Origin of the sequence: Paracoccus sp. SM22M-07, from assembly GCF_001887735.1 — a bacterium.
Taxonomy (GTDB): Bacteria; Pseudomonadota; Alphaproteobacteria; order Rhodobacterales; family Rhodobacteraceae; genus Paracoccus.
The window spans coordinates 18,580-42,905 of record NZ_JPKW01000014.1 but is presented as its reverse complement, the minus strand read 5'-3'; the positions used below and the strand labels follow the sequence as shown (position 1 = coordinate 42,905).

Annotated in this window: 31 protein-coding genes; 20 read left to right on the top strand and 11 right to left on the bottom strand. The window is 56.9% G+C overall.

All coding sequences use genetic code 11. The features are described from left to right. Positions 1 to 15: 15 nt before the first annotated feature. The 3 genes from IE00_RS16515 (at position 16) to IE00_RS20675 (ending at position 3,697) form a co-directional block, all read left to right on the top strand. Complete coding sequence (locus IE00_RS16515; protein ID WP_072298295.1) at positions 16 to 1,059, top strand: CBASS cGAMP-activated phospholipase; 1,044 nt, start codon at positions 16 to 18, stop codon at positions 1,057 to 1,059. Then, the gene (locus IE00_RS16510) at positions 1,043 to 2,431 is read left to right on the top strand and encodes a cyclic GMP-AMP synthase DncV-like nucleotidyltransferase (protein WP_072298294.1); all 1,389 of its coding nucleotides are present in this window, start codon (positions 1,043 to 1,045) and stop codon (positions 2,429 to 2,431) included. The genes IE00_RS16515 and IE00_RS16510 overlap by 17 nt, the downstream gene beginning before the upstream one ends. A gap of 828 nt (positions 2,432 to 3,259) precedes the next feature. Beyond that, entirely contained in the window at positions 3,260 to 3,697 is a 438-nt protein-coding gene (locus IE00_RS20675) for a hypothetical protein (RefSeq protein ID WP_240493960.1), read from the top strand. Positions 3,698 to 3,737: 40 nt separating this feature from the next. Here the strand turns inward: IE00_RS20675 and IE00_RS16500 are convergent, their stop codons facing one another. Further along, positions 3,738 to 4,403 (bottom strand): L,D-transpeptidase, encoded by a 666-nt coding sequence (locus tag IE00_RS16500; protein WP_072298293.1) that lies wholly within the window; start codon positions 4,401 to 4,403, stop codon positions 3,738 to 3,740. Positions 4,404 to 4,753: 350 nt separating this feature from the next. On the opposite strand from IE00_RS16500, the gene IE00_RS16495 reads away from it, so the two are divergent. Beyond that, entirely contained in the window at positions 4,754 to 5,392 is a 639-nt protein-coding gene (locus IE00_RS16495; RefSeq protein ID WP_083554479.1) for a L,D-transpeptidase, read from the top strand. 77 nt (positions 5,393 to 5,469) lie between these two features. Here IE00_RS16495 and IE00_RS16490 read toward each other — a convergent pair whose 3' ends face one another. The 5 genes from IE00_RS16490 to IE00_RS16475 all read right to left on the bottom strand — a co-directional run bounded on the left by IE00_RS16490 (position 5,470) and on the right by IE00_RS16475 (position 8,610). Further along, positions 5,470 to 6,015 carry a murein L,D-transpeptidase family protein gene (locus IE00_RS16490; RefSeq protein WP_072298292.1) on the bottom strand — a complete coding sequence of 182 codons (546 nt, stop codon included), beginning with the start codon at positions 6,013 to 6,015 and terminating at the stop codon, positions 5,470 to 5,472. Between the two features lie 28 nt (positions 6,016 to 6,043). Next, positions 6,044 to 6,511, bottom strand: coding sequence for a DUF411 domain-containing protein (locus IE00_RS16485; protein ID WP_072298291.1), 468 nt, complete (start codon positions 6,509 to 6,511; stop codon positions 6,044 to 6,046). 42 nt (positions 6,512 to 6,553) lie between these two features. Further along, complete coding sequence (locus IE00_RS16480) at positions 6,554 to 7,768, bottom strand: M23 family metallopeptidase (RefSeq protein ID WP_083554478.1); 1,215 nt, start codon at positions 7,766 to 7,768, stop codon at positions 6,554 to 6,556. Positions 7,769 to 7,804: 36 nt separating this feature from the next. Next, complete coding sequence (locus tag IE00_RS20240) at positions 7,805 to 7,975, bottom strand: hypothetical protein (RefSeq protein WP_170864188.1); 171 nt, start codon at positions 7,973 to 7,975, stop codon at positions 7,805 to 7,807. Positions 7,976 to 8,154: 179 nt separating this feature from the next. Further along, positions 8,155 to 8,610: a helix-turn-helix domain-containing protein gene (locus tag IE00_RS16475; RefSeq protein WP_072298289.1), complete on the bottom strand. Its 456-nt coding sequence runs from the start codon at positions 8,608 to 8,610 to the stop codon at positions 8,155 to 8,157. Between the two features lie 89 nt (positions 8,611 to 8,699). Between IE00_RS16475 and IE00_RS16470 the strand changes: the two genes are divergently transcribed. Genes IE00_RS16470 through IE00_RS16450 form a run of 5 tightly spaced genes read left to right on the top strand, consistent with a single transcriptional unit; the run spans position 8,700 to position 13,145 of the window. After that, complete coding sequence (locus IE00_RS16470; protein ID WP_139291507.1) at positions 8,700 to 10,955, top strand: heavy metal translocating P-type ATPase; 2,256 nt, start codon at positions 8,700 to 8,702, stop codon at positions 10,953 to 10,955. A gap of 16 nt (positions 10,956 to 10,971) precedes the next feature. Next, positions 10,972 to 11,583, top strand: coding sequence for an isoprenylcysteine carboxylmethyltransferase family protein (locus IE00_RS16465; RefSeq protein ID WP_170864187.1), 612 nt, complete (start codon positions 10,972 to 10,974; stop codon positions 11,581 to 11,583). Then, entirely contained in the window at positions 11,580 to 12,065 is a 486-nt protein-coding gene (gene lspA / locus IE00_RS16460; RefSeq protein ID WP_072298288.1) for a signal peptidase II, read from the top strand. The genes IE00_RS16465 and lspA overlap by 4 nt, the downstream gene beginning before the upstream one ends. After that, positions 12,052 to 12,489 carry a disulfide bond formation protein B gene (locus tag IE00_RS16455; RefSeq protein WP_371328452.1) on the top strand — a complete coding sequence of 146 codons (438 nt, stop codon included), beginning with the start codon at positions 12,052 to 12,054 and terminating at the stop codon, positions 12,487 to 12,489. The genes lspA and IE00_RS16455 overlap by 14 nt, the downstream gene beginning before the upstream one ends. Then, positions 12,486 to 13,145, top strand: a complete 660-nt coding sequence (locus IE00_RS16450; protein ID WP_072298287.1) for a thioredoxin domain-containing protein — start codon at positions 12,486 to 12,488, stop codon at positions 13,143 to 13,145. The genes IE00_RS16455 and IE00_RS16450 overlap by 4 nt, the downstream gene beginning before the upstream one ends. Before the next feature lie 9 nt (positions 13,146 to 13,154). Here the strand turns inward: IE00_RS16450 and mntR are convergent, their stop codons facing one another. Beyond that, a complete protein-coding gene (gene mntR / locus IE00_RS16445; protein WP_042252241.1) occupies positions 13,155 to 13,607 on the bottom strand; it encodes a manganese-binding transcriptional regulator MntR in 453 nt (150 codons plus the stop codon). Positions 13,608 to 13,700: 93 nt separating this feature from the next. Between mntR and IE00_RS16440 the strand changes: the two genes are divergently transcribed. From IE00_RS16440 to IE00_RS16420, 5 genes are all read left to right on the top strand, one after another. Further along, positions 13,701 to 15,020 (top strand): Nramp family divalent metal transporter, encoded by a 1,320-nt coding sequence (locus IE00_RS16440; RefSeq protein ID WP_072298286.1) that lies wholly within the window; start codon positions 13,701 to 13,703, stop codon positions 15,018 to 15,020. 97 nt (positions 15,021 to 15,117) lie between these two features. Beyond that, positions 15,118 to 15,711, top strand: coding sequence for an SCO family protein (locus tag IE00_RS16435; RefSeq protein ID WP_072298285.1), 594 nt, complete (start codon positions 15,118 to 15,120; stop codon positions 15,709 to 15,711). Positions 15,712 to 15,716: 5 nt separating this feature from the next. Continuing rightward, positions 15,717 to 16,190, top strand: coding sequence for a copper chaperone PCu(A)C (locus IE00_RS16430; RefSeq protein WP_072298284.1), 474 nt, complete (start codon positions 15,717 to 15,719; stop codon positions 16,188 to 16,190). Then, entirely contained in the window at positions 16,187 to 16,789 is a 603-nt protein-coding gene (locus IE00_RS16425; RefSeq protein WP_072298283.1) for an SCO family protein, read from the top strand. Before IE00_RS16430 ends, IE00_RS16425 begins: the two co-directional genes overlap by 4 nt. A 124-nt stretch (positions 16,790 to 16,913) precedes the next feature. Further along, a complete protein-coding gene (locus tag IE00_RS16420) occupies positions 16,914 to 17,846 on the top strand; it encodes a cation diffusion facilitator family transporter (RefSeq protein ID WP_072298282.1) in 933 nt (310 codons plus the stop codon). 395 nt (positions 17,847 to 18,241) lie between these two features. Here IE00_RS16420 and IE00_RS16415 read toward each other — a convergent pair whose 3' ends face one another. From IE00_RS16415 to IE00_RS16400, 4 genes are all read right to left on the bottom strand, one after another. Next, positions 18,242 to 18,604 (bottom strand): hypothetical protein, encoded by a 363-nt coding sequence (locus tag IE00_RS16415; RefSeq protein WP_072298281.1) that lies wholly within the window; start codon positions 18,602 to 18,604, stop codon positions 18,242 to 18,244. A 454-nt stretch (positions 18,605 to 19,058) separates the two neighbouring features. After that, complete coding sequence (locus IE00_RS20410; protein ID WP_205949698.1) at positions 19,059 to 19,481, bottom strand: hypothetical protein; 423 nt, start codon at positions 19,479 to 19,481, stop codon at positions 19,059 to 19,061. Positions 19,482 to 20,120: 639 nt separating this feature from the next. Beyond that, entirely contained in the window at positions 20,121 to 20,687 is a 567-nt protein-coding gene (locus IE00_RS19895; protein ID WP_139291506.1) for a hypothetical protein, read from the bottom strand. 292 nt (positions 20,688 to 20,979) lie between these two features. Next, positions 20,980 to 21,675, bottom strand: a complete 696-nt coding sequence (locus IE00_RS16400) for an autoinducer binding domain-containing protein (RefSeq protein WP_083554476.1) — start codon at positions 21,673 to 21,675, stop codon at positions 20,980 to 20,982. A 57-nt stretch (positions 21,676 to 21,732) separates the two neighbouring features. On the opposite strand from IE00_RS16400, the gene IE00_RS16395 reads away from it, so the two are divergent. The 6 genes from IE00_RS16395 (at position 21,733) to IE00_RS16375 (ending at position 24,311) form a co-directional block, all read left to right on the top strand. Then, positions 21,733 to 21,987 (top strand): hypothetical protein, encoded by a 255-nt coding sequence (locus tag IE00_RS16395; protein WP_072298278.1) that lies wholly within the window; start codon positions 21,733 to 21,735, stop codon positions 21,985 to 21,987. Positions 21,988 to 22,054: 67 nt separating this feature from the next. Continuing rightward, a complete protein-coding gene (locus tag IE00_RS16390) occupies positions 22,055 to 22,582 on the top strand; it encodes an acyl-homoserine-lactone synthase (protein WP_170864186.1) in 528 nt (175 codons plus the stop codon). Positions 22,583 to 22,732: 150 nt separating this feature from the next. Next, complete coding sequence (locus tag IE00_RS19890; RefSeq protein ID WP_139291505.1) at positions 22,733 to 23,074, top strand: hypothetical protein; 342 nt, start codon at positions 22,733 to 22,735, stop codon at positions 23,072 to 23,074. A gap of 25 nt (positions 23,075 to 23,099) precedes the next feature. Then, a complete protein-coding gene (locus tag IE00_RS16385; protein WP_072298276.1) occupies positions 23,100 to 23,714 on the top strand; it encodes a lytic transglycosylase domain-containing protein in 615 nt (204 codons plus the stop codon). After that, positions 23,711 to 24,028 carry a TrbC/VirB2 family protein gene (locus tag IE00_RS16380; protein WP_083554475.1) on the top strand — a complete coding sequence of 106 codons (318 nt, stop codon included), beginning with the start codon at positions 23,711 to 23,713 and terminating at the stop codon, positions 24,026 to 24,028. Before IE00_RS16385 ends, IE00_RS16380 begins: the two co-directional genes overlap by 4 nt. Before the next feature lie 4 nt (positions 24,029 to 24,032). After that, positions 24,033 to 24,311, top strand: a complete 279-nt coding sequence (locus IE00_RS16375) for a type IV secretion system protein VirB3 (protein WP_072298275.1) — start codon at positions 24,033 to 24,035, stop codon at positions 24,309 to 24,311. The last annotated feature ends 15 nt before the right edge of the window (positions 24,312 to 24,326 follow it).

Genomic DNA, 24,326 nt, shown 5'->3' with positions numbered 1-24,326 from the left:
CACTATTTTGAGGTGATGGTCTTTAGGATTCTTTGTCTATCAGGGGGCGGCTACAAGGGCCTCTATACCGCGCAGTTCCTTGCGGGGCTCGAAGCAGAGAACAATGATATTCCACTGCATCGGCGGTTCGACTTAATTGCTGGGACGTCTATCGGTGGAATCCTCGCCCTCGCGATTTCGTCGGGCCAAGCAACCATGCGAGAAATAGTCGAAGCTATGTCGTCTCGCGGTACGGAGATTTTCGGAACAAAAGCACCGCCCTCATCACAGCTCGGCATCATATGGGACCTTATCGCGCATCGTTCGAAAGCGCGGTATTCAGCTGAACCTCTACGTAAACTTATCTGCGAGATCGTCGGTGACGACGCCTTCGTTGGCGATCTAAAACAAAAGACAATCGTTCCAGCAGTCAACGTCACCAAGGGTAGTCCGCAAGTCTTTAAGACACCGCACCATGCGAGCTTTCAAAGGGACTGGAAGGTACCCGTCGCAGATGTAGCGTTGGCGACTTCCGCAGCGCCTACATTTTTTCCACTTCACACCATCGGCAGTGAACGCTTCGCCGATGGTGGCGTATACACAAATAGCCCTGATGAGATTGCGGTTCACGAGGCGCTTCATTTTCTTGGACAAAAGATCGCCGACCTCGAAATTCTTAGTATCGGCACGACAACCGCAAAATTCAGCTTCCCCGGCAAGCTCGCCAGTAATATGGGCCTCAAAGATTGGCTAACAGACCAACGGTTGATTTCAGTGATGATCGCGGCGCAACAGATGAACACCGATTTCATAATGCGGCATCGCTTTGGCGAAAGATATCTGCGGGTAGATTCTTCGCCTTCGGCAAGTCAGCTTCCGGATATGCGTTTGGACAATGCCAGCAAAAGTGTGAGCGATGACCTCAAGGGTCTCGCAGATGCTGCCTTGCGTGAACACCTTCCTAGGCTCAAGGCGTCTGGCTTTTTCGACCACGACGCTGGGGAAGAGGATTTCATGCAAAAGGAAGAAGTTGCTAGATTTTTTCACGAGTTGAGAGGTAACAATGGGCATAGCGGCTAAGCTTTTCCACAATCCAGAAGATCGTGAGAACTCGTTGGCGTATCGCGTCCGACCATCGGACGAGCAAGTCGAGGAACAAAGAGAGCGATGGAATGATCTTGCCGAAGTCTTGAAGGAGGGCTTGCGCGATGTCTTCGACAAGCCCGTCACCTCTTGGCTGCAAGGTTCATATAAGTTCGGTACGCAAATTAGACCCGCGCGCATGGGCGAGGAATTTGATATCGATCTGGGTGTCTACCTCGAATGGCAGGGTAGTGCCGAGTCTGGTGATGTGGAGCCTTTGGAGTTCAAAGACAGAGTTCAATTGATCCTTGAAGACTATGCGGCTGCCGAAGCGAACGACGCTATCGGTACGGCTGACCCGAAGGCACGATGTAATCGGATCCACTTCTCTGGCGACTTCCACATCGACGTGCCTTGTTATCACCTAGACCGCGCTGCCGATGCGCGCGACTTAGCCACACAAGACGATGAATGGGAGAACAGTGATCCTAAGGCCATCTATGTGTGGTGGAAGGGACAGTTCGAGGGTGGCGAACGCGATAGAGCGCGCCGAATGGTACGCTATCTCAAAATGTGGGCCGCTCTGACGTTCGAAAATTCATCCCGTCCGTCCTCTATCCTTCTCTCAGTGTTGGCCGCAAAGGCCATAAAAGCTATCGACACTGAAGGTCTGGCTGGCGACGACGAGTACTTCCGCGCAGTTGTTGATGACTTGGAACGGAGATTGCGGCGAACAGTGGTGGTTCGGAATCCGGTCAACACTTCCGAGAACCTCAATCGACTGACAGAAGATGATTGCGCCGCTGTCATTGACAAACTTTCAGACCTTCTGAGCGTCGCAGACCGCGCACTAGACGCGGCCGACGAGTACGAGAGTGCAGATATTTGGTCGGAGGCTTTCAAGCATTTCTTCCCGTTTCCAGAAGAAGAGGAAGAGGCCGTCGCCAAGGCAACGGCGGATACCGCACGGAACGTGCTCGCAGTTATTCGTCATGACCCTGATGTGCATATTGTCGCTACGTCTGGAAAACGACGTTGGGAAGGTCTCAACGCCATAGGGCCGATTCCGAAGGGATGTGACATTCGGTTCACGATCGTTGATCCAAAGGCGCTTCCGGAAGGAGCGAAGGTCAACTGGACCGTGCGGAACGAAGGCGCTGAGGCTGAGTGGACAAACGATCTCGGACACGTTGCGGGATCCGGTCTATCTAATTGTGAAAGCAGCGCCTATCGGGGAAGCCACTTTATGGACGTTGTCGTGAAACTCAATGGTAGAATAATCGGACAGCGAAGAGTGAAAGTTCAAGTTTCAGCACTCGGGATTCCAAAGCGGAACTCTGCCAGGCCAGCTTGGACAAGGCTGCGCTGAAGGCAGTGAAGGGCCCAGGGAGAGATAGTGCATCCGACCTGTTCTGCCGAGCTTTGGCCACCAGAAGTTATGCAATTGCGGCGAAAGTCCGCTTCCACGGGCCACAGCGCGTCTTGACCGACTATGGGCGAAAGGCAGGTTTGGGCCGTTCGTTGCAGTTTGCGCGAACAGCTGCAGCCGGTCACTGAACCAGCTGTCACAGGCTTCTGAACTTCTCTGTAAAAAAGCAACAGCGGGCATAGGCAAAAACGTGGCTTTATTCTGACATTGGACGCCCTGCTATGTTGAAAAACTCTGTCCAGAAGTAAGAGGTCGTTCAAAAATTAAAACACTGGTTTTTGGACAGATCATTTACAGGCGTGCAAAAATGACCCTTTTTGAACATGGGGCAGGGAGGTCATTGATCCGTCGAGCAGCTACTTTTTGACGGCACTAAGTAGCTGAGGAAAGCTACGATGCCATTTTGGCTGATATGATAGACTTACTGGCTAACTGTTTTGGAAAAATGGAACATCTTCTTCTATCCCCAGAAATGTCCACGAAATATGTGGATAACTTTGGGTTGCGGCGAAGCGATGACAATGACCAAAAACTGCAAGTTGTTACATAACATAGCTTATTGAGGTGTCTGATCTAGAAGGTGGAGTCTACGAACGTTTTCGGGGACAGACAGAAATATAACGACAAATTGAGATACTTGATATAATAAATTCACTGGAAGACGCACCAGTGAGCAGTACTCATCCAAAGGGCAACTCTTGGAAGCTCAGGTCGCAGACCCGAACATTCTCATCCCCTGCGGCGGGAGCCGCAAAGGCTGCGCGCGTCGTGCAGCGCGCCTATGAGATCTTCCCCGCCCAATTGGTGCGCAATCCTTGTCGCGTGATCAAGACGATGGGTTCCAGGAGCCTACCCGGCGAGCTTGTGCGCAGCGATGTTGAATGCGAAAGATATGCTCACAAGGCGAACGCGCACGAGGACACAGAAATGAACAATAGATCCTTCATGGTCTTGGCAGCTGTTTTGATCACCGCCGGTTGTGGAAACATGACAGCCCGGACAGCAGCGCCGGAAACCGATATCCAAAATCTTCCGCCAACCCTCATAGCTCTCGTCGCGCCGGGGCAGGACGTTGCCACGGCGCGGCTTCTCCCGGATGATAACTGCTATTGGTACGAACATCGCGGACAGGTCGAAACAACCCTGCTTCCGCTGACTACAGCTGAGGGTCGTCCGATTTGCATGCAATCACAGGGTTCAACCTGATCGGGTTGTGTCAGGGTCGGATTTCGCAACCGAGGCTACTCTAGCTCCGTGTCGCTACGCTCTCCGCAGCCGAATAAAGAAATGCGGTAGAGTTGATTTCGACATTCGAATAGAGATCGTTAATGTGCGCCATGACCATCCGGACGCAACCAGAACTGGCACTTGTGCCAATGCTTCTGGGAAACGGGGTTCCGTGGATGCGCAAGTAGGTATCTCTTTCACCGACATAGAGGTAAAGAGCTCGTGAGCCGAGTGCATTTTCAGGGCCGGGTTCCACCCCACCTTCAAATTGAGCGTAAATCTCTGGCTCTCGGGCAATCATGCTTTGCGTGGGTGTCCAATGTGGCCATTCGACCTTTCGCTTAATCGTATAAACTCCAGGCTCATACAGATCGCCCCTGCCGATGGCCACGCCGTACCGCATCGCGGTTCCGCCTGCTTCGATGTGGTAAAGATACTTTGCCACAGCATCTACGTGGATATCACCCGGCACCAGGCCCTCGTTGGCCTGCACTCTTTGCGGTAAGAAACGCGGGTGCAAGCCCCACGGGTTGGACGTTGCTGCATTATAGCCGGGAGGGGTAACCTGTGCGTCCCATGCTGCCTTCTGACTAACAGTCGGCCATGATTCCGCAAACAGTGGACTGGAAACGGACGCTGAAAACAGCGCAGTGGTGGTTTGAATAAAGTGTCGCCGTGTCAACATGTTGTGTGCTCCTGTACTGCGTTTTACATCGTCACAGCATGTGCTTTGATGCAACCGGCCCAACACAAAAAATAAAGCCCCCGGATCAAGTTCGCTTGTGCTAACGGCTGATTTTTGGCGTCATCAGGTTCTGATGATCTAGTTGCCCCTGATTTGCCTCACCCGGTAGGTCTCGATCATGACGAAAGTCTGATCGTTTTAGATTATCAGTCAGGCCAAGCGATCATATTGTCGTGCGTGTTGCGAACATCTCACGTCGGCGCAAATTATTGCCCACTTGGGCTAGGTTGGTGTCCGGTGGTTGGCTATTGTCTGATCTGAGGTGCCAAGGGCGAACACGAGAGGCGGAAATGGTCAATTATCCCACGTTCAGTGATCGGAGGACTTTTCTTCGGGGACTGGCGGCGGCCGGGGTAATTGTCCCCGCGACATCGGCGTTTGGTCAGGGTCTCGATCCCTATACCGGGCAGCCTATCTATGAAAGTACGCCGGCACCCGTCCCGGCCGCGACCAGCAGCGCGCCGGAGCGCAATCTGTCGTCATTCCGGGCACGGCATTGGAGCGAATTCTATCCCACAATCGGGAAAGGTGTCATTCTGGCGGACGTCACATCCCGAGCGGTGCATTACTGGTCGGCCGACGAAAGCGTCCAGTTTATCTTTCCCTGCTCGATCCCGATGACTGAAGATCTGACTCGACGGGGTCAGGCAGAAATCGTCCGGAAGGTGAAGAACCCGCCCTGGACACCAACGGCCAGCATGCGCGAGAAAGATCCCAATCTTCCGCAGCGGGTGGCAGGCGGCGATCCCTTAAATCCCCTTGGAGCTTACGGGCTCTATCTGTCCTGGCCAGCCTATCTCGTGCATGGCACCGCAGATACGCGCAAGATCGGGCGGAAGTCGTCGTCCGGGTGCTATGGGCTTTATAACGAACATGTCACCCAACTCTTCGAGGTCGCCGAGATAGGCACCCAAGTCACGGTGTTCTGACAGCGAAATACCCCTTGCGCCGTTGGAATAGGCTGCGTTGCAATTTTATGTTTCGGCCTTGACTTGTTCGTCTCCTGCTACGGGTAGAGCATCACTGGCACACCGGGCTGCAACATCGCGTAGACGTCTTCGATTTCCTGATCGGTCAACGCCAGACAGCCTGCAGTCCAGTCCCGGTTCTTTGGTGCGAAGACATTGCCTTCGGGGCCGCGGCCATGGAACATGATATCGCTGCCCGCACTCCGGCCGAATTGCGCTGCATAAGCTTTATCCTGTTCGTTTGGATAGGATATGCCCACCGATAGGTGATATCGGCTCCGCGGGTTGAAACGATCGATATAGTATAGCCCCTCTGGTGTTTTTCCATCGCCCTCGAATTGCTTCGCTCCAACGGGCTGGTTGCCAAGGCCAAAATCATATGATCTCAGAACCGTCTGCCCGTTTAGTAGAAACATCCGCCGCTCACCCTTGTTGACCACGACCTGAGTGACAGGAGGACCTGAGTACCGTTTGAACTGAGGTATCGCTCCTCGTTCCGGGGTCGTCGACCGCCCGGACTTTCCACAGGCAGCGAGAAGGGCAAGCAAAGCTAGCGAGGCATGGCGCCGGGAAAAGTTTGTCATCGATGTGTTTCCTGCTCGGATGTTTTTTTTATGTTGCTTCAGGATAGCGGGTAAACACTTCACTGGTACCGTCCCGGCGCACAAGCAGAACATCGTATGCGTCGCGCTTTGTTTCCGGGCCCATGCCGGGACTTCCGTAAGGCATTCCTGGAACAGTCAGGCCGAGAGCTTCAGGGCGCTCTTGGAGCAAGCGCCGGATATCGTCAGCAGGGACATGTCCTTCCAGGAAGTAGCCATCAACGCTGCCGGTATGACAGGAAGTCAGTTCGATCGGTACGCCCAGATCAATCTTGTGCTGCATCAGCAAGGTGCCAAACCGCTCTTCACTCGTGACCTGAAAACCGTTCTCCCGCAGGTAATTGGTCCACTGTTTGCAGCATTCGCAGCCGCTGCCCTCCACGACATGGATGGCAGGGCGGCTTTCAGCCCAGGATAGAGACGGCAGACCGCTTGCTGCGGCTGCCATCATCATGGCGCGTCGTGTCAGTTTGATCATTTTATGCCTCTCGATCCGGCCGATGAAGATGTTTGAATGCCATCAGCTTTCCGCTTCCGAGTAGTCGCGAAGAAAGTAGCCGGTGGAGAGACGCGCAACTGTCAGCATGACGCGGTCAGTCGGTTTGGCGATCGCTGTTCGGGGCGCCGGTGTTTTCTTGATGGGATCCGTTGGCTTGCCGTCGATGCGAACTTCGTAATGAAGGTTAGGTCCACTGACGAGGCCGGTTGCGCCCACGTCACCGATCCTGGCCCCGGCGTTTAACTCGACCCCGGGAGCGATTCCTGCCGCAAAACGCGAAAGATGCGCATAGCGCGTCAAAACGCCCCCGCCGTGATCGACATCGATCGTCCAACCATATCCCCGCATGGTTCCTGCAAATACGACCGTTCCTGCTCCGGTAACGCTGACGGGTGTTCCAGTCCGTGCGGCGTAATCGACCCCCGTGTGCATTCGTTGCGTGCCAAGCACGGGGTGCCGGCGTTTACCGAAGACCGAAGAAAGACGGGCCCCTGCGACAGGGCGCGCAGACTGCTGGACCTGCGCACCATTCCGAAACAGAATGAAGGGCTGTTCGACCGATCCGGCCACGACCTCAAAAGTGTCCGTGTCTTTTTCTACCCGCGCATACGCAAGCTGCGGTTCGCCTACGACTGTCCCATCGGGCAAGGTATTTTCGCTCCACATCAATGCCATCCGCTCGGTTCCTTCAAGGTTCCGAAAGTCGATATGGCTCGCCAGGAGCGCCGCGAGATCAACCGCGAAACTTTCAGGTGCATCGCGGCTCGCCAGCATCTCAAAGAGCGAATTGTCAAGAGTAAAGGTCTCACGCCGATCTCGAGGCCGGATCTTTGCCTCGATTACGGATGCTTCAAGGGGTTTGGAGAAATCCAGAACAATGTCTGTCCCATTTCGCGTCAGCAGAGACAGGTGCTCAAGTTGGGACGGATCATCGGAAGACACATTCCATCGGAGTATTTCACCAGGGGTGAGAGCCGATAGGTCAAAGACATCAGAAATTGCCAGCGCCGCCTCTGTTCGGAAAGGTGCTCCAATGCCCGAACGCGCCAGAATAGCATCCAACGTATCTCCTGGAACGACCTCATGCCGTGACATGGGGGCAGCCGTCTCAGCAAAGTGCGAAGGTTCGACCGTGGTTTCGGCGTGCGATGATGTCGTGACGGCAATAGCGCCGGCAGTCAGCAAGGCTTGCAAGATCATCAGATTAGGTTTCCCATAAGACAGTAATTCCAGCATTGGGGAGCAGGCCCCCTCGCAGCATTGATAAGTTGTCTACACTTCAAAGAGGCGTGCGATGCAGACACCGGTAATTGTTCCTACCAAGCCAAAGGCGATGGCGAAGCCACCCGCATATTGAACCCTGTCCAGCCGGGTACCCCCAAGTGCGCGGGCACGCCGAAATCCACGGACCCCGCCAATCAAGGCCGCAATGATCGTCAGCATCGGATTTGTTGCAGCTCCTGTTGGTTCATGTCTTCTCTCGTCATCGATATGCGCGTTTTGCGACCTAAAGCAGCTAGAGGTTCAAGGCAAAATGCTTCCTGATCACGGTCTTGTTAGGGCACTAACCAACCTGACGTAATACTCGCTGAACCTGGGACTTTTGCGCGCCAAAGCCAATTTCAGACGTCCCTGGCCGGTCCCTGACCGGCATCGTCCATCGTAGGGTGGTTCGTGACACACAGCGAATGATCGCCCAAGACCTCGATGACCCGGCAATCGGATATCCGGTCACCTGCGCATTGGACCACCATGCGCTCAAGTTCGGTCTTCAGGGCTGTCAGGCGGGCCAAGCGGCTTTCGACTTCGGCAAGCTGCGCCTTGGCGATGGCGTCGGCTGCGGCGCAGGGCTGATCAGGATCGTCCGACAGACTGAGAAGGTCGCGGATGGCCTCAAGGGAAAAGCCAAGCTCGCGGGCGTGTCGGATGAACGCTAGCCGCTCATGGGCCTTGTGGGTATAGAGCCGCTGATTTCCGGCGCTGCGCTCGGCTTCGGGCAGCAGGCCGATTTGCTCATAGTAGCGGATCGTCGGCACCTTGACCCCTGTCGACGTTCCCAGCTTTCCGATCGTCAGCATAATATTCTCCTTGAACCTATAGCTGCTAGAGGAAGTAAACCTCCGAATCGATGATGGCAACGGCCCTGCTTTCTGCAGAGGAGAGAATGATGACGATCACGAATGAACCCGGCATGACCCTGTGCGACTGGACGGTGTCCGGAATGGATTGCGCCTCCTGCGCGACCAAGGTGCGCGGCGCGGTGTCCCGCTTGCCTGGCGTCAGGGATGTGGAGATCGGCATCATGTCCGAACGCCTGCGCCTGACCGTTGATGAACGCCTGACCGACACGGACAAGATCGAGAAAACCGTGCGTGCCCTTGGATACGGCATTCAGACCCGTGCGCCAGGAAAGAAGGATTTCGTGATCCCGGGGAATGCGCCGGAGAGCCATCATGGCCACAGTCACGCCGATCACCCCGCTGTGGCCAAGACCGACCACTCCGGCCACGGCAGTCCCGGTCACGTCCATGACGACCCTGCCGACCGCGGCAAGGCATGGTACCAGACTGGCAAGGGCAGGCTGGTCATCCTGACCGGGCTCTTGTTGGCGGCGGCTTGGGCGATGGAGCTGATCGCCCCGCAGATCGGGAGCTGGGCCTTCGTGGCGGCCTGCCTTATCGGTGTCGCCCCCGTCGCGCGTCGGGCTTTTGTCGCTGCCCGGTTGGGTCAGATCTTCACGATCGAGGGATTGATGACCATCGCTGCATTGGGCGCGCTGTTCATCAATGCCGCCGAAGAGGCTGCCTTGGTGGTCTTTCTCTTTGCCGTAGGCGAGGTCCTGGAGGGTGTTGCGGCAGGCAAAGCAAGAGACGGCATCCGGGCCTTGGCGAACCTGGTCCCGAAAACGGCGCTCTTGGAGGTGGACGGCGTGACCCGGGAGGTTGCCGCGTCTAGCCTGACGATCGGTCAGACGGTACTGGTCCGTCCCGGCGACCGGATCCCCGCAGACGGAGAGATTTCAGACGGCACGTCCGGGATCGATGAAAGCCCGGTGACCGGAGAGAGCATTCCCCGGACCCGCGGCCCGGGTGACGGTGTTTTTGCCGGCTCGATCAACACGGAAGCTGCCTTGCGGGTGACCGTGACGAAGGCAGCCGAGGACAACACCATTTCCCGGATCATCCGCCTGGTTGAGGAAGCGGAAGAGGCCCGTGCGCCCACGGAGCGTTTCATCGACCGGTTCAGCCGGTGGTACATGCCTGCCATCGTTGCGGTCGCGGCTCTTGTCATTGTGATCCCGCCGCTGATGTTTGGTCAGTCATGGGATACCTGGATTTATCGTGGACTGGCACTTCTGCTGATCGGCTGCCCTTGTGCGCTGGTCATCTCTGTTCCGGCCTCGATCGCATCGAGCCTGTCAACCGGCGCGCGCCGGGGAATGCTGATGAAGGGCGGCGCGGTAATCGAGGCCGCGGCCAAGGTTTCCCATGTCGCCTTTGACAAGACCGGGACCCTGACCCACGGACGTCCGCAGGTCACCGACCTGGTGACGTTCGGAACCACGACTGAGGCGCAGTTGCTGGAGGTCGCCGCAGGCGTCGAGAGCGGATCGAGCCATCCCCTCGCCGTGGCGATTCTGGACAGGGCCAAGACGGCGGGCGTCACTCCCCTGCCCGCCCGCGATGCGCGCGCCCTGACCGGACGAGGGGTCGAGGCGACCGTGGGAGATGCCCTGGCATGGGTGAGTTCACCCCGGCATGCTTCGGAGAACGATGGCCTGGATGATCTTGGCCTGCGTCAGGCGACCATCTTCGAGGATGAGGGCAAGACCGCCGTCGCCGTCTATCGCAAAGGCGTCCCGCTCGGTCTCATCGCCATGCGTGACGAGCTGCGGCCCGATGCGGCGGAGGCTGTGCGCCAGCTGGCCGAAATGGGCATCTCCTCGGTCATGCTGACCGGCGACAACCCCCGCACTGCTGCCGCCATCGCCGAAGGGCTTAACGTCCGGTTCGAGGCCGAGATGATGCCCGAAGACAAGCTGGCCGCCATTCGCGACATGAACGCTCAAGGTGGCGTCATGATGATCGGGGATGGCATCAATGACGCCCCTGCCCTGAAACAGGCCAGCATCGGTGTCGCGATGGGTTCCGGCACGGATGTCGCATTGGAGACGGCCGATGCGGCCATCCTGCGCGACAGGGTGACCGACATTCCGGCCCAGATCCGGCTAGCGCGGGCCACGATGGCCAATATCCGTCAGAACGTCAGTATCGCCCTTGGGCTGAAAGCTATTTTTCTGGTCACCACCGTTTTTGGCATGACCGGTCTGTGGATCGCGATCCTGGCTGACACGGGCGCGACGGTTCTGGTGACTCTGAACGCCCTGCGCCTTCTGCGCTACAATCCCGAACAGAAGCGCTGAGGCGATGTTGACTGGAATGGGCAGTGCAGCGCTGGCTCTTCTTGGCGCCTATCTGGCCCTGTTCTTTTTGGGGTCTGCGATCAATGCCCGGGAGGCGCATCGTCCGGTCTGGTTGTTCCGTCACGCCACGGGCGGCGACCGTCTTGCAGCGCTAGGCTTCCGCGCTGCGTTCGCTCTGGCCCTCCTTGGGTCGTTGGCATGGCGTCTCATGCCGAGCATGGGCGATCTTGACCCCCTGCGGTCCTTCCAAAATCCTGTGTGGATCGGTCTGGCGGGACTGCTCATGGCCAGCCTGGGTGCGATGCTGGCATTCGCGGCCCAGATGTCGATGGCTGCGTCATGGCGGATCGGTGTGGCCGAGGGCGCGACCGGCGCACTTGTCACGGGCGGATTGTTTGGTTTCAGCCGCAACCCGGTTTTTGTGGGTCAGCTCATGTTGCTGCTCGGAACCGCTCTGGCAGTGCCCTCCATCCCGACAATTTTTGGGATCCTGCTATTCGCAGGCTCGGCGCTTGTTCAGGTCCGCTCAGAAGAACGTGAATTGCGGCGGACGCTTGGCCCTGCATACGACACCTATTGCCAGTCCGTTCCACGCTGGATCGGCATCCGGGAAAGGTCACTGCAATGAAGACGCTCCTGATCCTGGCGATGATCGCCGCTACTGCTGTTGCCGATCAGATCACCAAGCTCGCGGTCCTGCGCAGCTTGTCTCCCGGGGAGGTTCATGCCGTCTCTCCCGGCTTCAATCTGACGCTTGGTTTCAACGAAGGGGCGAGTTTCGGCATGATGTCGGACCTTATGGCAGGTCGTCCCTTGTTGATGGTTGCCCTGACAGGCGCTCTGGCGATCATCTTTGCGGGAATGGCCTTCCGGGCGGACACGAAGCGCGAATGCACAGGCCTCGCGCTGATCGTGGGTGGCGCTGTGGGCAATATCATCGACCGCCTGCGGCAAGGTGCCGTGACCGATTTTCTGGATGTCTACTGGCGTGATTGGCACTGGCCGACCTTTAACGGGGCCGACATCGCGATCAGCCTCGGCGCCTTGCTTGTGCTGACAGCCATGCTCCGTCCCTCCCGCTCGAAGGAACTCTCTTTTGACCGCACCTGACCCCCGGGGCCTGTCCCGGAACGATATCGCAATATCAACCGCTTTTCTGGTCGCACTCGTGGCTACGCTTGGCGCGCTGTTCATCGGCGAGATACTGGGCCAGATGCCCTGCACCCTGTGCTGGTATCAGAGGATCGCCATGTTTCCGTTAGTGCCTGTCCTAGCAATCTCGCTGTGGCGCGGTGACGGTTTGGCACGTCTCTACGGATTGCCGCTGGCGCTGGCCGGACTGGTCCTTTCCGGCTGGCATTCGGGACTTTACGCGGGACTGATCCCGCAGAGCATCGCGCCTTGCACCAAGGATGGCCCGTCCTGCACCGACCAGGCGCAGACGATCCTGAGCCTGCCCATCCCCTATCTTGCATTTGCCGCATTTGCAGCCGTTCTGGCCTGCCTCATCTTGTCGAAAGGAAAACGCCCATGAACCGCCGCACCGTACTCATCGGAACATCTGCCATCGGGATTGCCGCCTTTGCCGGCGGCGCGCTCGTGCTGACGCGCAATCGTCAGGCCGAAGCGGACGCTCTGGCCGCTGCTGCCCCGGCTGTGGAAACAGACATGCTGGTCCGCGGTCACGCGCCCAGCTTTGGACCAGAAGACGCCCCGGTCACGCTGGTCGAGTTCTTTGATCCATCTTGTGAGGCTTGCCGCGCCTTTCATCCGGTCGTTCAGGACATCCGCGAGCGGTTTCCCGATCAGGTCCGCATCGTGATGCGCTATGCGGTGTTTCACGACGGGTCCGACGAGGCGGTCCGCATCCTGGAGACTGCGCGCATGCAGGACAAGTTCGAGCCTGTCCTCGATGCGCTGTTGGAACGGCAGCCGGAATGGGCTGTCCATGGCGCACCGCGAATGGACCTTGCATGGCAAATTGCGGCTGCGGCCGGTCTGGATATGGAAAAGGCGCAGACAGCCCGTCTGTCCCCCGATATCGTCGGCATCCTCAATCAGGATGCAGCCGATATCGGGGCGATCGGCATACGCCAGACACCGACCTTCTTTCTCAATGGTCGTCAGATGACGGATATCAGCATGGACAGCCTGCTCGCGGATGTGCGCAGTGCCGTGGAGGCATCCTGACCGGGCGGCCTAAGCCCGATCGGCGTAGGCCGCGAACAAGGCCAGTGTGCGCTCACTGACGTGATGCTCGATCCCTTCGGCATCTCGTTCCGCCGTTTCGGCATCCAAGCCGAGGCGGATCAGGAACCGCAGCACAATGGCATGGCGGCGGCGGCATTCCAGTGCCAGTCGTCGTCCCTCTTCTGTCAGAAAGACGGACCTGTATCGCTCGCGGGTGATCAGCCCCTCACGGGCCAAGCGATCCAGGGCCTTGGTGACCGTCGGCGCGCGCACCCCCAATCGTGCCGCGATATCTACCGGCCGGGCTTCACCCTGTTCATGGATCAGCTCTGCGATCAGTTCGACGTAGTCTTCGGCCAACTCGTTGCGCCGGGCAGCACGGACGCCATGAAAGGCCTCTGCCCGATTGTCCGGGTGCACAGTATCGCTGGCGGTTGCGGTGGCATGATTGTCTGCGGTCATCTCGCAAGTGTCGCACTTATCGATTGACGGGTAAAGCCAACGGGTAGATTGTTAGCCGCAGCTAACTTTTCCTCTCGAAGAAGGTCGCGCTGAATGTCTCGTTCTGCCTGGCGCCATGAGCGCGACACCCCGTCCCTATCCGAGGTCTTCCGTACGATCGCCGTGGGCGGCGGCACGACCCGCTTCCGGCGCTTTTTGTCGTTTATCGGTCCCGGCTATCTGGTCGCCGTCGGATATATGGACCCCGGCAACTGGGCGACCTCGTTGGCGGGCGGCGCCGCATTTGGCTACACGCTGCTGTTCGTAGCCCTCCTGTCGAACATCATGGCGATCCTGCTGCAATCGCTTTGCGCCCGCCTTGCGGTCGCCTCGGGGCGCGATCTGGCGCAAGCGTGCCGCGATGCCTATCCCCGGTGGGTGTCGATCCCACTGTGGATCTTTGCCGAACTGGCCATCATCGCCACCGATCTGGCCGAGGTCATCGGCACCGCCATCGGCCTAAATCTCCTCTTCGGCATCCCCCTCGAAATCGGGATATTCATCACCGCTGCTGACGTGTTCCTGATCCTGTGGCTTCAGAACAAGGGCTTCCGGTGGGTCGAGGCCTTCATCATCGCTTTGCTGGGAACGATCACTGTCTGCTTCGGGGTGCTGATCGCGCAGGCCGACCCCGAATGGGGTGCGGTGATCGCGGGCTTTGCACCAAGCCGGGAGATCATCGGCAATCCCGACATGCTGTATCTGGCGCTTGGCATCATCGGGGCCACCGTGATGCCGCATAACCTCTATCTGCATTCCGGGATCGTGCAGACGCGTGCCTACGGGCTGGACCTGCCCTCCAAACGGGAGGCCCTGCGATTGGCAACCTGGGATTCGACCATTGCGCTGATGTTCGCGCTGCTGATCAATTGCGCGATCCTCATCCTGGCCGCCGCTGCCTTTTATACGGTTGGGGAAAACAACGTGACCGAGATCGACAAGGCGCACCTGCTTCTGGAGCCGCTTCTGGGATCGTCCATCGCTCCGGTCCTGTTTGGAATTGCACTGCTGTGTTCGGGTCTCAACTCGACCGTGACCGCCACAATGGCCGGTCAGATCGTCATGGAGGGTTTTGTCCGGCTGAAGCTGCAACCCTGGCTACGGCGCCTGATCACCCGGGGGTTCGCAATCCTGCCCGCGACCGTGGTGATCCTGATCTACGGCACAGAGGGTACAGGACAATTGCTGATCCTTAGTCAGGTCGTGCTGTCCTTCCAGCTGCCCTTTGCGATCGTGCCCCTGGTGATGTTTACCGCTAGCCGCGCCAAGATGGGGCCGATGGTATCCCCGCGCTGGCTGACCGGCCTGTGCGCCCTGATCGCCGTCACCATCATCGTGCTGAACGTGAACCTGTTGGCGACAATTCTGGGCTGACTTTGGTGTCACCAATGCGTGACGGCAGGCTTTCTCGCTTGAAGCTCATGTGGCTAGAGGCTTTAGGCCTCGGGAAACGATCACGGATGCGGGCAACATGCGGCTGACCACGCTTCAAAAATTTCTCTGGGCGGCTGTTGCCGTGGCGCTGGTGGCTGTTGGCGCGGCCTTTCTGCTCGTCGACCGCAGCCCCGAACCGATCGCTCAGGCGGCGTTTCGTCCGACCTTCAGCCTACCCGACGCGGGAGGACGCCTGCGCACCCCGGCCGATTTCGAGGGCAAGCATCTTCTGGTATTTTTCGGGTTCACGAACTGCCCTGATATCTGCCCGACCACCTTGGCCGAGGTGGCTCAGGTCATGGACGATCTGGGTGATCAGGCAGGCGAGGTGCAGCCGCTGTTCATTTCGATCGACCCCGAGCGCGACCGGGAGATGGGTCTTGCCGAGTATACCGAGGCGTTTCATCCCTCAATCCTGGGCCTTGCCGGAGATGCGGCACAAACCCGCGCTGCGGCGGACAGTTTTCGCATCTATTACGAGCGTGAAGCCAATTTGGAGGCTCTTGATGGGTATGCCATGTCCCACAGCCCTGGCCTTTACCTGATCAGCCCCGAGGGGGACTGGCTTGGCCAGTTCACCTACGGCACGCCCGCATCCGAAATCGTCGCCGACCTTCAAGCCAGATTGTGACCCACATGAAATGCATCTTCGCCACCCTCGCCCTGATCGCCGCCGCGGGCCCTGCCCTGGCCTGCGAAACCGTAACGGTCGGTCCCCTGGAGGTCTCTCGGGCATGGTCCCGTGCCTCCATTGGCACAGCGCGGCCCGGCGTGGTCTATCTGACCATCCGAAATTCCGGCACGGCAGATGATGCACTGATGTCCATCACCACACCTGCGGCAGATATGCCCATGCTGCACCAGACAGTCATGACCGACGGTGTCGCGTCGATGCCCCATGCGATGGAGGTTCCGGTCCCCGCAGGGGGCCAGGTCGCGCTGGAACCGGGGGGTTATCACGCCATGCTGATGGATTTGACCCAAGTTCTGGAAGAGGGCGAGACCTTTCCCGTGACCCTGACGTTTCGCGATGCCGGCGAGGTGACCATTCCCGTCACCGTCCAGAATATCGGCGCAAGCGAGCCGACCTGCCTCTCGCCTGACGAATGAGGTCTGCGACCCTGCTGCGCGGCAGCGCCATGGCTGCAGCTGCAGTCCTGTTCATGCTCGCACTCGGCTGGTGGCAGACCCAAGACAGGGATCAGCAGGCCGCAAGCGTCCTCCCACTGCCAATTGACCGCATGTCCTTTTCCCTGACGGATCAGTCAGGCGACACGGTTCGGCCCCAGGATTGGCTCGGCCGTCCGACGATGGTGTTCTTCGGCTTTACCTGGTGCCCCGACATCTGCCCAACCACGTTGAGCGATATCTCGATCTGGCTGGAAGAGATCGGTCCCGAGGCCGACCGGATGAACACGGTGCTGATTTCGGTCGATCCCGAACGCGATACGCCTGAAGTTCTTGGCGATTACCTGTCGAACTTCGATCCGCGGATTGATGGCCTGACCGGTCCCCTGCCCCAGATTGAGCAGGCCGTCGCCGGGTTTCGAGCGTCATTCAGGAAAGTGCCCCGGGATGGTGGTGATTACACGATGGATCACACGGCGGGTGTGTTCCTGTTCGATGCTGATGGACGCTTTGTCAGCATCATCGATTATCATGAGGACTCCCGCTATGCGGTGCCGAAGATCCGCCGCGCGTTGGAATAGCAGGATCTCGCATTGGATAGATCGGATATGGGTCCCTGTCCCGATAAATTCTGAATGTTTTTAGATTTGCGCTTGGTCAGAATACGGACAGCAATGACATCGACAACAGCCTTGGAGATGAAACATGCCACATGGGGAGGGTCACACGCATCTCGATGCCTCCAGCGGCGATCGCCGCGTATCGCTGGCGATCTGGGCCAATGCCCTCCTGACAGTTGCTCAGATCATCGGCGGCCTTCTGTCGGGCAGCCTGGCACTGATTGCCGATGCGCTTCACAACTTCTCGGACATGGCGTCGCTGGTCATCGCCTTCGCCGCTCGCAAGATCGCCCGCCGTCCGGCAGATCCTGCCATGACCTTCGGGTATGGCAGGATCGAAATCGTCGCCGCCTTGATCAACTACACGACGCTGATCCTGATCGGGGTCTACCTGCTCTACGAAGGCGGCATGCGGTTGATCGACCCGCCGCAGGTTGCTGGTTGGACCGTCGTGATCCTCGGTGGCGTGGCGCTGGTCATCGATACGCTGACGGCCTTTTTGACCTGGTCGATGCAAAAAGGCAGCGTCAACATTCGCGCACTGTTTCTGCATAACCTGTCCGACGCTCTTGCATCAGTTGCAGTCATAGTCGGTGGCACATTGATCCTGCTCTACGACCTGCGGTGGGTCGATCCGGCCATCACGATCGGGATTGCTCTTTATATTCTTTATCTGGCGGCGACCGAAATTGGCGATCCGATCCGGACGCTGATGCTGGGCAGCCCCCCGGACATGGATGGAGATGCCGTTGTCCGCACACTTCGCGAAACAGAGGGCGTCCAGGATGTCCACCATGTCCATCTCTGGCAGATGCAGGAACACGATGCTGCGCTCGACTGCCACGTGATCCTGACCGACCAGGGATGGCGCAGCATCGAGGCTGTGAAGGCAGCGATCAAACACCGCCTGAGTGAGCAGTTTGCCATCTCGCATTCGACCCTCGAGTTCGAAAGGCCAGATCACGCGCATCAGGGCGCTCAGCTGTTTGGACATGAGAAAGGTGACTTGTCGTCGTGACCATGACGATCTGATGCTGAAGGATGCCAAAGGCCCTCGCTGAATGAACGGGCTATAGTCTCTTCGCGTCGGTGCTGTTCTACAGCTGTGAAACAGTTTGCCCAAGAGATGTGACTATAGCTAGAACCGTAATTGCCGATCCCGAAGACAGCCTGCGAGTGTCAAGCAAAAACGCCATTTTGACCTTTTGCCCGACCAAAAGGTCATACTGCTTTCTCAGGCGGGCAAACGCATTCACAAGCGGCAGTTCCAAAGCTGTAACGCGGATCACTGAATGCCCGCCTCTCCTGCACCTATCTCACAGTGTTCAAAAACGACCGTTTTTGCACTAGGGCTGTGTTGGCAAGCTCCGCTCGGCATAGATATGGCTGACCCGCCGAGCGGAGTAACCGGCCTCAATCGCCGTAGTGCGGTCCGTCAACAGTGACGCCAGACAGATCGAGCGTATCTCGCGTCATGACCAGATCGAACCGCTTGAAGAAGGAAAAGAATTTCGGTCCAGTCATCTGAATGTCAACTGCACGGACAACTTTTTCGGGGTCGTCAAATGCTCCTTTTTGCAGATAGACTAAGACCCCAGGTTCGTATTCACGACCGTGATTTCCGCTGAAACAAATGCGGTAGCCGATCACGATCTCTTCTTTGGTGGCAAGGCCCGCATCAACCAGATATTTGTCTATACTCTCAGTATCGGACCTATCTGCGGCGACAGTTCCCCTAAAATCGTTATATTGAACAGATGCGGTGAAGTAGGACATGAAATACCTCCATTTGCCTATGGATTTACTTGGTAGGTATCTCACTGAGCCTTTGTTCGCACAACCTGCCTCAATGCCACCTTCTATGAGAACAGGCTGCTCAACTGCATCAAGAAGCCCATACCGGCAAGAGAGACCAAGATAGGCCACAGACTGCCGCCAGTGTCCTTGTCGGCCACGGGCTCTTGAGCCTGGAATACCATCATCCCACCACAGACCGCGCAGTGTCCGTGCATGTGCGATTGATGCCCACAGAGCATACAGCAATACATCACAAATGCTCCTTCTCAAATCTCTCCAAAGTAGTTGCCGCTCGGCCTGAAACTGGTTGCCGCTACTGCTGCCTCTTGTTGATCCAATAGTGCTATTAGATGCCGCTATCGTTAAGCATCTTTTATTCTAAGCATATGCTACCATTTCGGTTGCATCCTGACTTTGCGTTTTTGACATGGTGTCACGTCTTTGCCTGCTCTTTATATAGGATAGATTGGTATTCTGACCGCTTAGCAGACTCGCGTTGATCGATAGCCTTTCCTAAGCTTTTCAAGGCAAGTCCAAGGGGCGAGTTACCAAGTTGAAACTCCGCGAACTGGTCAAGTGCCAACCCTGCGACATGCTCTGCTTCGATCTCGCCCGCTTGCTCGATGCGGGTTACTTCATCATCAGGCAATGCAGGCTTACCGGCCCAACGCCCCAGCAAAGCTAAAGCTCTCTTGGGAGCTGAGAGACGGTAGGCGTTGCTTGCCTGTCTAACTTGCGGTCCCTTGCCTTCAATCGAACTTGGTTCGTAGCGCCGCACCCAATCGAGAAAACCGTGGAGCTTAAGAGCCTTCAGTGCGCGCACCACGGCATCTTTCGATCTGCGAAGCTTGCCCATGATCCATTCAAGTGATGGCTCCAGGCGACCTGTTCTGAATGATACCACGTTCGTAAGCAGTGATAGAACTTCTAGGGCTATGCCGCCTAGGGGACCGTTCCTCTTGCCTTTCTCCCGATACTCGATTTCGTAGCGTTGTGCAGCTCGCAAGATACGGCTGACCTCCTTCCGGCTAGTGGGCTTCCAGAAAGCCCCTTCGAAAGATCCTGCCTTATACGATCCACGGCGGACTGGCCTTCTTGCTCGGCTCTGTCCCGAAAATAACGCTGTTCCTACACGCTGAAAGCACGACACGCTGTCGTGTGCGTTGCTGGTTGTCACTGTCTCTGCTCCTTAAACTCAAGAAGCGGGGTCCGGTCGGCAAAACTAGTCTGTTCGCACAGATGCGTTTTTTGCTCTTGATTTTCGGGGGTGGAGAAGTAACTATAGCTAGTGAAACAAGCTGCTAATTCAGGTCGCCAAACCTGTGTTACCGATCTCAGCCCCCCTCGTGCGGACCCCGCGCGGGGGGTTTCATTTATCCGGGGTTGGGTGTTTGATTCTGCTTATCCTTCCGTTTTTGGTGTATTGCTGGAAAGCCTACGTCAGAGGACGGCTTACGGCAATTGATTGCGTGTAGCTCTTGATCTGACACAAAATTCAGTAGCTCACCCAAGTCGTGTCTTCTTCCTCTTTGTAGTCTGTCGTCTTCAAGAGGATGCCCCTGAGTTGTCCCATACGGCTTGAACCTAGCTGAACTCCGGTATGGTCTGCGACGGCGGCTCGAACCCAGAAGGGGATGGCGCTATCCGATACAGACGCGCCGCGGAAGGCACCGGTCTCATCATAGAAGTAGCGAACTACAGATTGGTTGATTTCCCGTCCGCCGCTGCTGTTGTAGGATTGACGGCTGATCTGCCAGACCTCGATCCCGTCTCGATACTGGCGAATGGTTGGGTCTATGCGACTGCCCCCGCCACCAGGAAGGGGAATAGCACTGCCGCCCAAGGGGCAGTTCCAAAGTTGCAAAGGGGGTTCGATTGGCCACGGCGTCACTCGCCTTATCACCTCAACCTTGGCTGCACTACATTCGGTCGAAGCAGGGAAACCTCCAGCCATGCAGAGCAATATCGCGCAGTCGATGGCATAGGCATCTGCCTTGTGAGGCGCGGAGATCGCCAGTGCACCGCAAAGCCCTGCACTCCATAGCTTTAGCTTGATGCTCATGCTGTCTCCCGGTCTAGTCTACTCAGCCACTATCCCACAATAACTGAATGAGTGGAACAGTTCATTATTTCTTTTGCATCGGCCAAGGATCAGCTTGTTGCCGACAGGCTTCTGCCTGTCGGCGGCCGATGTAGCCCTGGAATGCACAAACTTGACTAAGGACGCGGGCCGGGCCTTTTCTGTCTCCAATGACAGCACAGGGAAAGAAGAACCCGCAAAATGGCTAAATAGCCAGTCTTTTTGGACAAAATCACGTTTCCCCTTGACACTTCGGGAAAACGAACAAGCCCGGTCAGATTAGGTTCATTCTGACAGCACGGCTTACCGCGCTAGTCGAATTTCGAACTCCCAACTTCTTCTGAGCCCCGTCTAATCTAGCCTTTAGGCCCGAGATGCTGATGCCCAAGTGGGTCGCTGCTTCGCTTTGCTTTAGCCCCAGGTGAAGGGCTTTCAGAACTTGCAGCTCATTCTCTGTGAGGGCGATCTTGGCGCGAACAAATAGGCTGGCCCAGGTCCTAATCTTCTCCATAAGCGCCGTCATTTCATCATCATTCAGCTCACGGTCGTATCGAGCTACTGAGAGAAAGGATCGCTTACCCGCGATCACCGTCACGAAAGTTGCGCCATAGTGGAGGCCAAATTTCTGGGCCTCGGTCATAACCCCTCGAATGTCGGGGAAGCCGCAATCTGACCACCGCATTGAGCCTTCGCGGGCGATAGTCCACGCCGCGACCGGGTCGCCGAAGAAGTAGTTTTTCTCTTCGTAGAGGTCTGTCCATTCTTTGGGGTAGCGGTTCAAGAAGAAGTCTGGTTGGCCGAAGCGAAGCCCGAAGCCCATGACAAATCCTGAGTTTGCAATGGCTTTGATCTCCTCCAACTGCTCTTGGTAGTTTGGGATTGCAATTTCTAGCATGGTCGTTCTGTCAAGCATTTTTTGAAAACTGTCCTTTAGACCTGTCCAAATAGACAGGTGGGTGTCAACCCGCATTCGATCCCGTAAGGCTTGCCCCAGTGCAATCGGCGGGAAGCCGCAAGGGGGTTTGGGATGAAGGATGTTAGCAAGCTGGTGCGCCCGAAGGCGGTAACTATAGCTGCCGAGGCCAACTTTACCTGCGACATGGCCCAAAATCTCCTGTCGATGTTCGACCACCTAGAAAAGGAACAAGAGATCACCGTAAAGCTTTCCAATGCTGGAGTGTGGGCCGTGACCCCAGATGGGATCAGGTTGTTCATTGGTTCGACCGAGGTATTCGAAGTTCAAGATGGCGCAAAACATCCGGTGAAATCAAAGGTTCAATAAGATGCCAGATTCAGAATGCTTGGTCGAGATTATCAGATGCCCCGAAGACTTGGATCGGTGGCATTTGGTGAACGACTATCTGAAGCTTCGAAAGCAAGTATTTGTCGATCGCATGGACTGGCCGCTGTTCCATGCAGAAGATCTTGAGTTCGAGCAATACGACAGCTTCAATACTGTCTATGTGGTGGCGAGCCAGAACGGGACAGTCGTTGGAGGTGCAAGATTGCGGCGCACCGACCAGATCAGCGGCACCGGGGCTATCCAGTATAGCTACATGATCCGGGACGCGTGCTTGGGCGTCCTGCCAGGTCTTCCAAGAGAGCTATGCAGCAGCCTGCCTCCAAAGGATGAGCGAACCTGGGAAATTACACGGATGGTCGTTAACGGGCCTCGCAGCCTGTTTCGGATGATCTTGGCTAAAGTGAACCTTTATCTTTCCGAGGAAGGAGCGCGGACTGTGCTGTTCCTAGGGTCTCCCGCATTCAAGCGGATGGCCGGCTCATTTGACTGGCCCGTGAGGCAGCTCGGCCCTGTAGCTTCGAACTCTGAAGGTTCGTTCCAAGTGTTCGAGTGTCCGGTTCAAAGCTTCGCATGATGGAGAAAAATAAATGAATCGTTACAGCGATTCATTTATTGTTGTGTCATTCAGAAATATAAGATAGACACTAACTGAACTGGTCGAGAGAACTAGTGCGAGTAATCCAACAAAGTGCAATAAGGCACCTGTCATGAGCAGGAGCCAACAGTGAGTCACATCATACCGAACACGATCCAGAGCGAAGAGGTAGCGCAGGTCGTAAACGAGGGCGGGTCTTTAATTGTTGTTTGCTTGGAAAGTGTTGTTCGAAATGGAACAAATCTTTCCGGAAAATGGGTCTTCGAGATTGTTAGGCCCGATAAAAAAACCCGGCAATTGCTGATCTATAAAATGAAAAAAGAACCTGAAACGGCGCTGACAGTTAATGGCGTCGTCTCAAAAATTATGTCTTGGGGTCTTCCTGCTGCGATTTTCCCATTCAAAAAGGGCCAAGCTTTTGAGCTATTTAAGGACGGTAGCTATCGCGTTGATAGGAGGTGTGACACTTAACGCAAGTGCCTGCCTCGGAAATGGAATGGTCCTCATTCCAGGTTCTGATGGAACTTTTCAGTATCGCGAACAAAGCGATAGTTTTGCCCGCCATTATGGCTCTGGCGGGCAGCCTATAATCCCTGATGGACAACGCGCTAGAAGCCCCGAAAAGTCGATGGCGCTTCTGCCCCCTTCTGGTGAAGCTAGGGCACCGCGCACTGCGCATGCCCGCCCCGAAGTCCTCAATGCAATTGACCAGACGGCGATGCGATACGGCGGGCACTTGGCCCTTCGTAAAGCCGGAATGTCCGTGTCTGAATGGCGCTCGTTCTTTCGGGCCAATATTGAGATCGAGAGCGCCTACAACCCACGGGCGCGCAGCCACGTTGGGGCTATTGGGCTAGGGCAGCTCATGCCCGCGACCGCCGCGAAACTCGGCGTCGATCCTCATGATATGCATCAGAACCTTGATGGTTCTGCACGATACCTTCTCCTTCTTCTGGACCGCTTTGGTTCAAAGGAGTTGGCGCTGGCTGGCTATAACGCTGGCCCCGGAGCCGTCACGCAGCACGGCGGCATCCCCCCTTACCGCGAAACTCAAGGCCACGTCCGCAAAGTGATGGCCGTTTATTCCCGATTGATTGGAGACACACTATGAACAAAGCGATGCCAATTTCGGCAACCGACCTGGCGCTTTTCTTCCTTCTTGCGCTTGGCCTGCTGGCGCTGATGACTTCCCCGGCCTTGGCTCAAGGGACAATCAACCTCAGTCCAGTGACGAACATTCTGACGGGGATTGCCAGCACGCTCACCGGCGCCCTCGGCCGCGCTATGGCTACGCTCGCAGTCATCGGTATCGGTGTCGCCTGGCTCATGGGCTACGTTGACTTCCGCACTGTGGTCTATGTCGTCGCTGGTATCGCCATCGTCGCCGGTGCAAGCGCCATCGTGAACTCGGTCTGGGGCACCTAAGAGCATGGTCGAACGGTCCCCATTGTTCCTTGGCTTGATCCGGCCCGCGCGCGTCCTTGGCTTGCCGATGTTCTACGCGGTGATGTGGATGGTCGGTACCGTTCTCGCCTTCGTGTGGGTCCAGAGCTTCTGGACCCTCGCAATCTCGGCGCTTTCCTATCCCGCATTCTGGATTGCTGCGGAATGGGACCCTCATTTCTTCGACGTCCTTACGGTCGTCAGCAAGAAAACTCCCCGCACCAAGAACCGCGATCAATGGGGCGCAGATTCTTATGAACCATGACAAATACCTGGGGCC

Excerpts from the sequence above, each read along its gene's own strand:
- IE00_RS16400 (WP_083554476.1), bottom strand. The coding sequence starts at position 21,675 with ATGCGGGTTGACACCCACCTGTCTATTTGGACAGGTCTAAAGGACAGT.
- IE00_RS16440 (WP_072298286.1), top strand. The coding sequence starts at position 13,701 with ATGTCTCGTTCTGCCTGGCGCCATGAGCGCGACACCCCGTCCCTATCC.
- IE00_RS16420 (WP_072298282.1), top strand. The coding sequence starts at position 16,914 with ATGCCACATGGGGAGGGTCACACGCATCTCGATGCCTCCAGCGGCGAT.
- IE00_RS20410 (WP_205949698.1), bottom strand. The coding sequence starts at position 19,481 with ATGGGCAAGCTTCGCAGATCGAAAGATGCCGTGGTGCGCGCACTGAAG.
- IE00_RS16485 (WP_072298291.1), bottom strand. The coding sequence starts at position 6,511 with ATGATCAAACTGACACGACGCGCCATGATGATGGCAGCCGCAGCAAGC.
- mntR (WP_042252241.1), bottom strand. The coding sequence starts at position 13,607 with ATGACCGCAGACAATCATGCCACCGCAACCGCCAGCGATACTGTGCAC.
- lspA (WP_072298288.1), top strand. The coding sequence starts at position 11,580 with ATGAAGACGCTCCTGATCCTGGCGATGATCGCCGCTACTGCTGTTGCC.
- IE00_RS16500 (WP_072298293.1), bottom strand. The coding sequence starts at position 4,403 with ATGTTGACACGGCGACACTTTATTCAAACCACCACTGCGCTGTTTTCA.
- IE00_RS16425 (WP_072298283.1), top strand. The coding sequence starts at position 16,187 with ATGAGGTCTGCGACCCTGCTGCGCGGCAGCGCCATGGCTGCAGCTGCA.
- IE00_RS16475 (WP_072298289.1), bottom strand. The coding sequence starts at position 8,610 with ATGCTGACGATCGGAAAGCTGGGAACGTCGACAGGGGTCAAGGTGCCG.
- IE00_RS16470 (WP_139291507.1), top strand. The coding sequence starts at position 8,700 with ATGACGATCACGAATGAACCCGGCATGACCCTGTGCGACTGGACGGTG.
- IE00_RS16510 (WP_072298294.1), top strand. The coding sequence starts at position 1,043 with ATGGGCATAGCGGCTAAGCTTTTCCACAATCCAGAAGATCGTGAGAAC.
- IE00_RS16450 (WP_072298287.1), top strand. The coding sequence starts at position 12,486 with ATGAACCGCCGCACCGTACTCATCGGAACATCTGCCATCGGGATTGCC.
- IE00_RS16515 (WP_072298295.1), top strand. The coding sequence starts at position 16 with ATGGTCTTTAGGATTCTTTGTCTATCAGGGGGCGGCTACAAGGGCCTC.
- IE00_RS16395 (WP_072298278.1), top strand. The coding sequence starts at position 21,733 with ATGAAGGATGTTAGCAAGCTGGTGCGCCCGAAGGCGGTAACTATAGCT.
- IE00_RS16430 (WP_072298284.1), top strand. The coding sequence starts at position 15,717 with ATGAAATGCATCTTCGCCACCCTCGCCCTGATCGCCGCCGCGGGCCCT.
- IE00_RS16415 (WP_072298281.1), bottom strand. The coding sequence starts at position 18,604 with ATGTCCTACTTCACCGCATCTGTTCAATATAACGATTTTAGGGGAACT.
- IE00_RS20240 (WP_170864188.1), bottom strand. The coding sequence starts at position 7,975 with ATGCTGACGATCATTGCGGCCTTGATTGGCGGGGTCCGTGGATTTCGG.
- IE00_RS19895 (WP_139291506.1), bottom strand. The coding sequence starts at position 20,687 with ATGAGCATCAAGCTAAAGCTATGGAGTGCAGGGCTTTGCGGTGCACTG.
- IE00_RS16495 (WP_083554479.1), top strand. The coding sequence starts at position 4,754 with ATGGTCAATTATCCCACGTTCAGTGATCGGAGGACTTTTCTTCGGGGA.
- IE00_RS16490 (WP_072298292.1), bottom strand. The coding sequence starts at position 6,015 with ATGACAAACTTTTCCCGGCGCCATGCCTCGCTAGCTTTGCTTGCCCTT.
- IE00_RS16480 (WP_083554478.1), bottom strand. The coding sequence starts at position 7,768 with ATGCTGGAATTACTGTCTTATGGGAAACCTAATCTGATGATCTTGCAA.
- IE00_RS16385 (WP_072298276.1), top strand. The coding sequence starts at position 23,100 with ATGGTCCTCATTCCAGGTTCTGATGGAACTTTTCAGTATCGCGAACAA.
- IE00_RS16375 (WP_072298275.1), top strand. The coding sequence starts at position 24,033 with ATGGTCGAACGGTCCCCATTGTTCCTTGGCTTGATCCGGCCCGCGCGC.
- IE00_RS16435 (WP_072298285.1), top strand. The coding sequence starts at position 15,118 with ATGCGGCTGACCACGCTTCAAAAATTTCTCTGGGCGGCTGTTGCCGTG.
- IE00_RS16465 (WP_170864187.1), top strand. The coding sequence starts at position 10,972 with ATGGGCAGTGCAGCGCTGGCTCTTCTTGGCGCCTATCTGGCCCTGTTC.
- IE00_RS16380 (WP_083554475.1), top strand. The coding sequence starts at position 23,711 with ATGAACAAAGCGATGCCAATTTCGGCAACCGACCTGGCGCTTTTCTTC.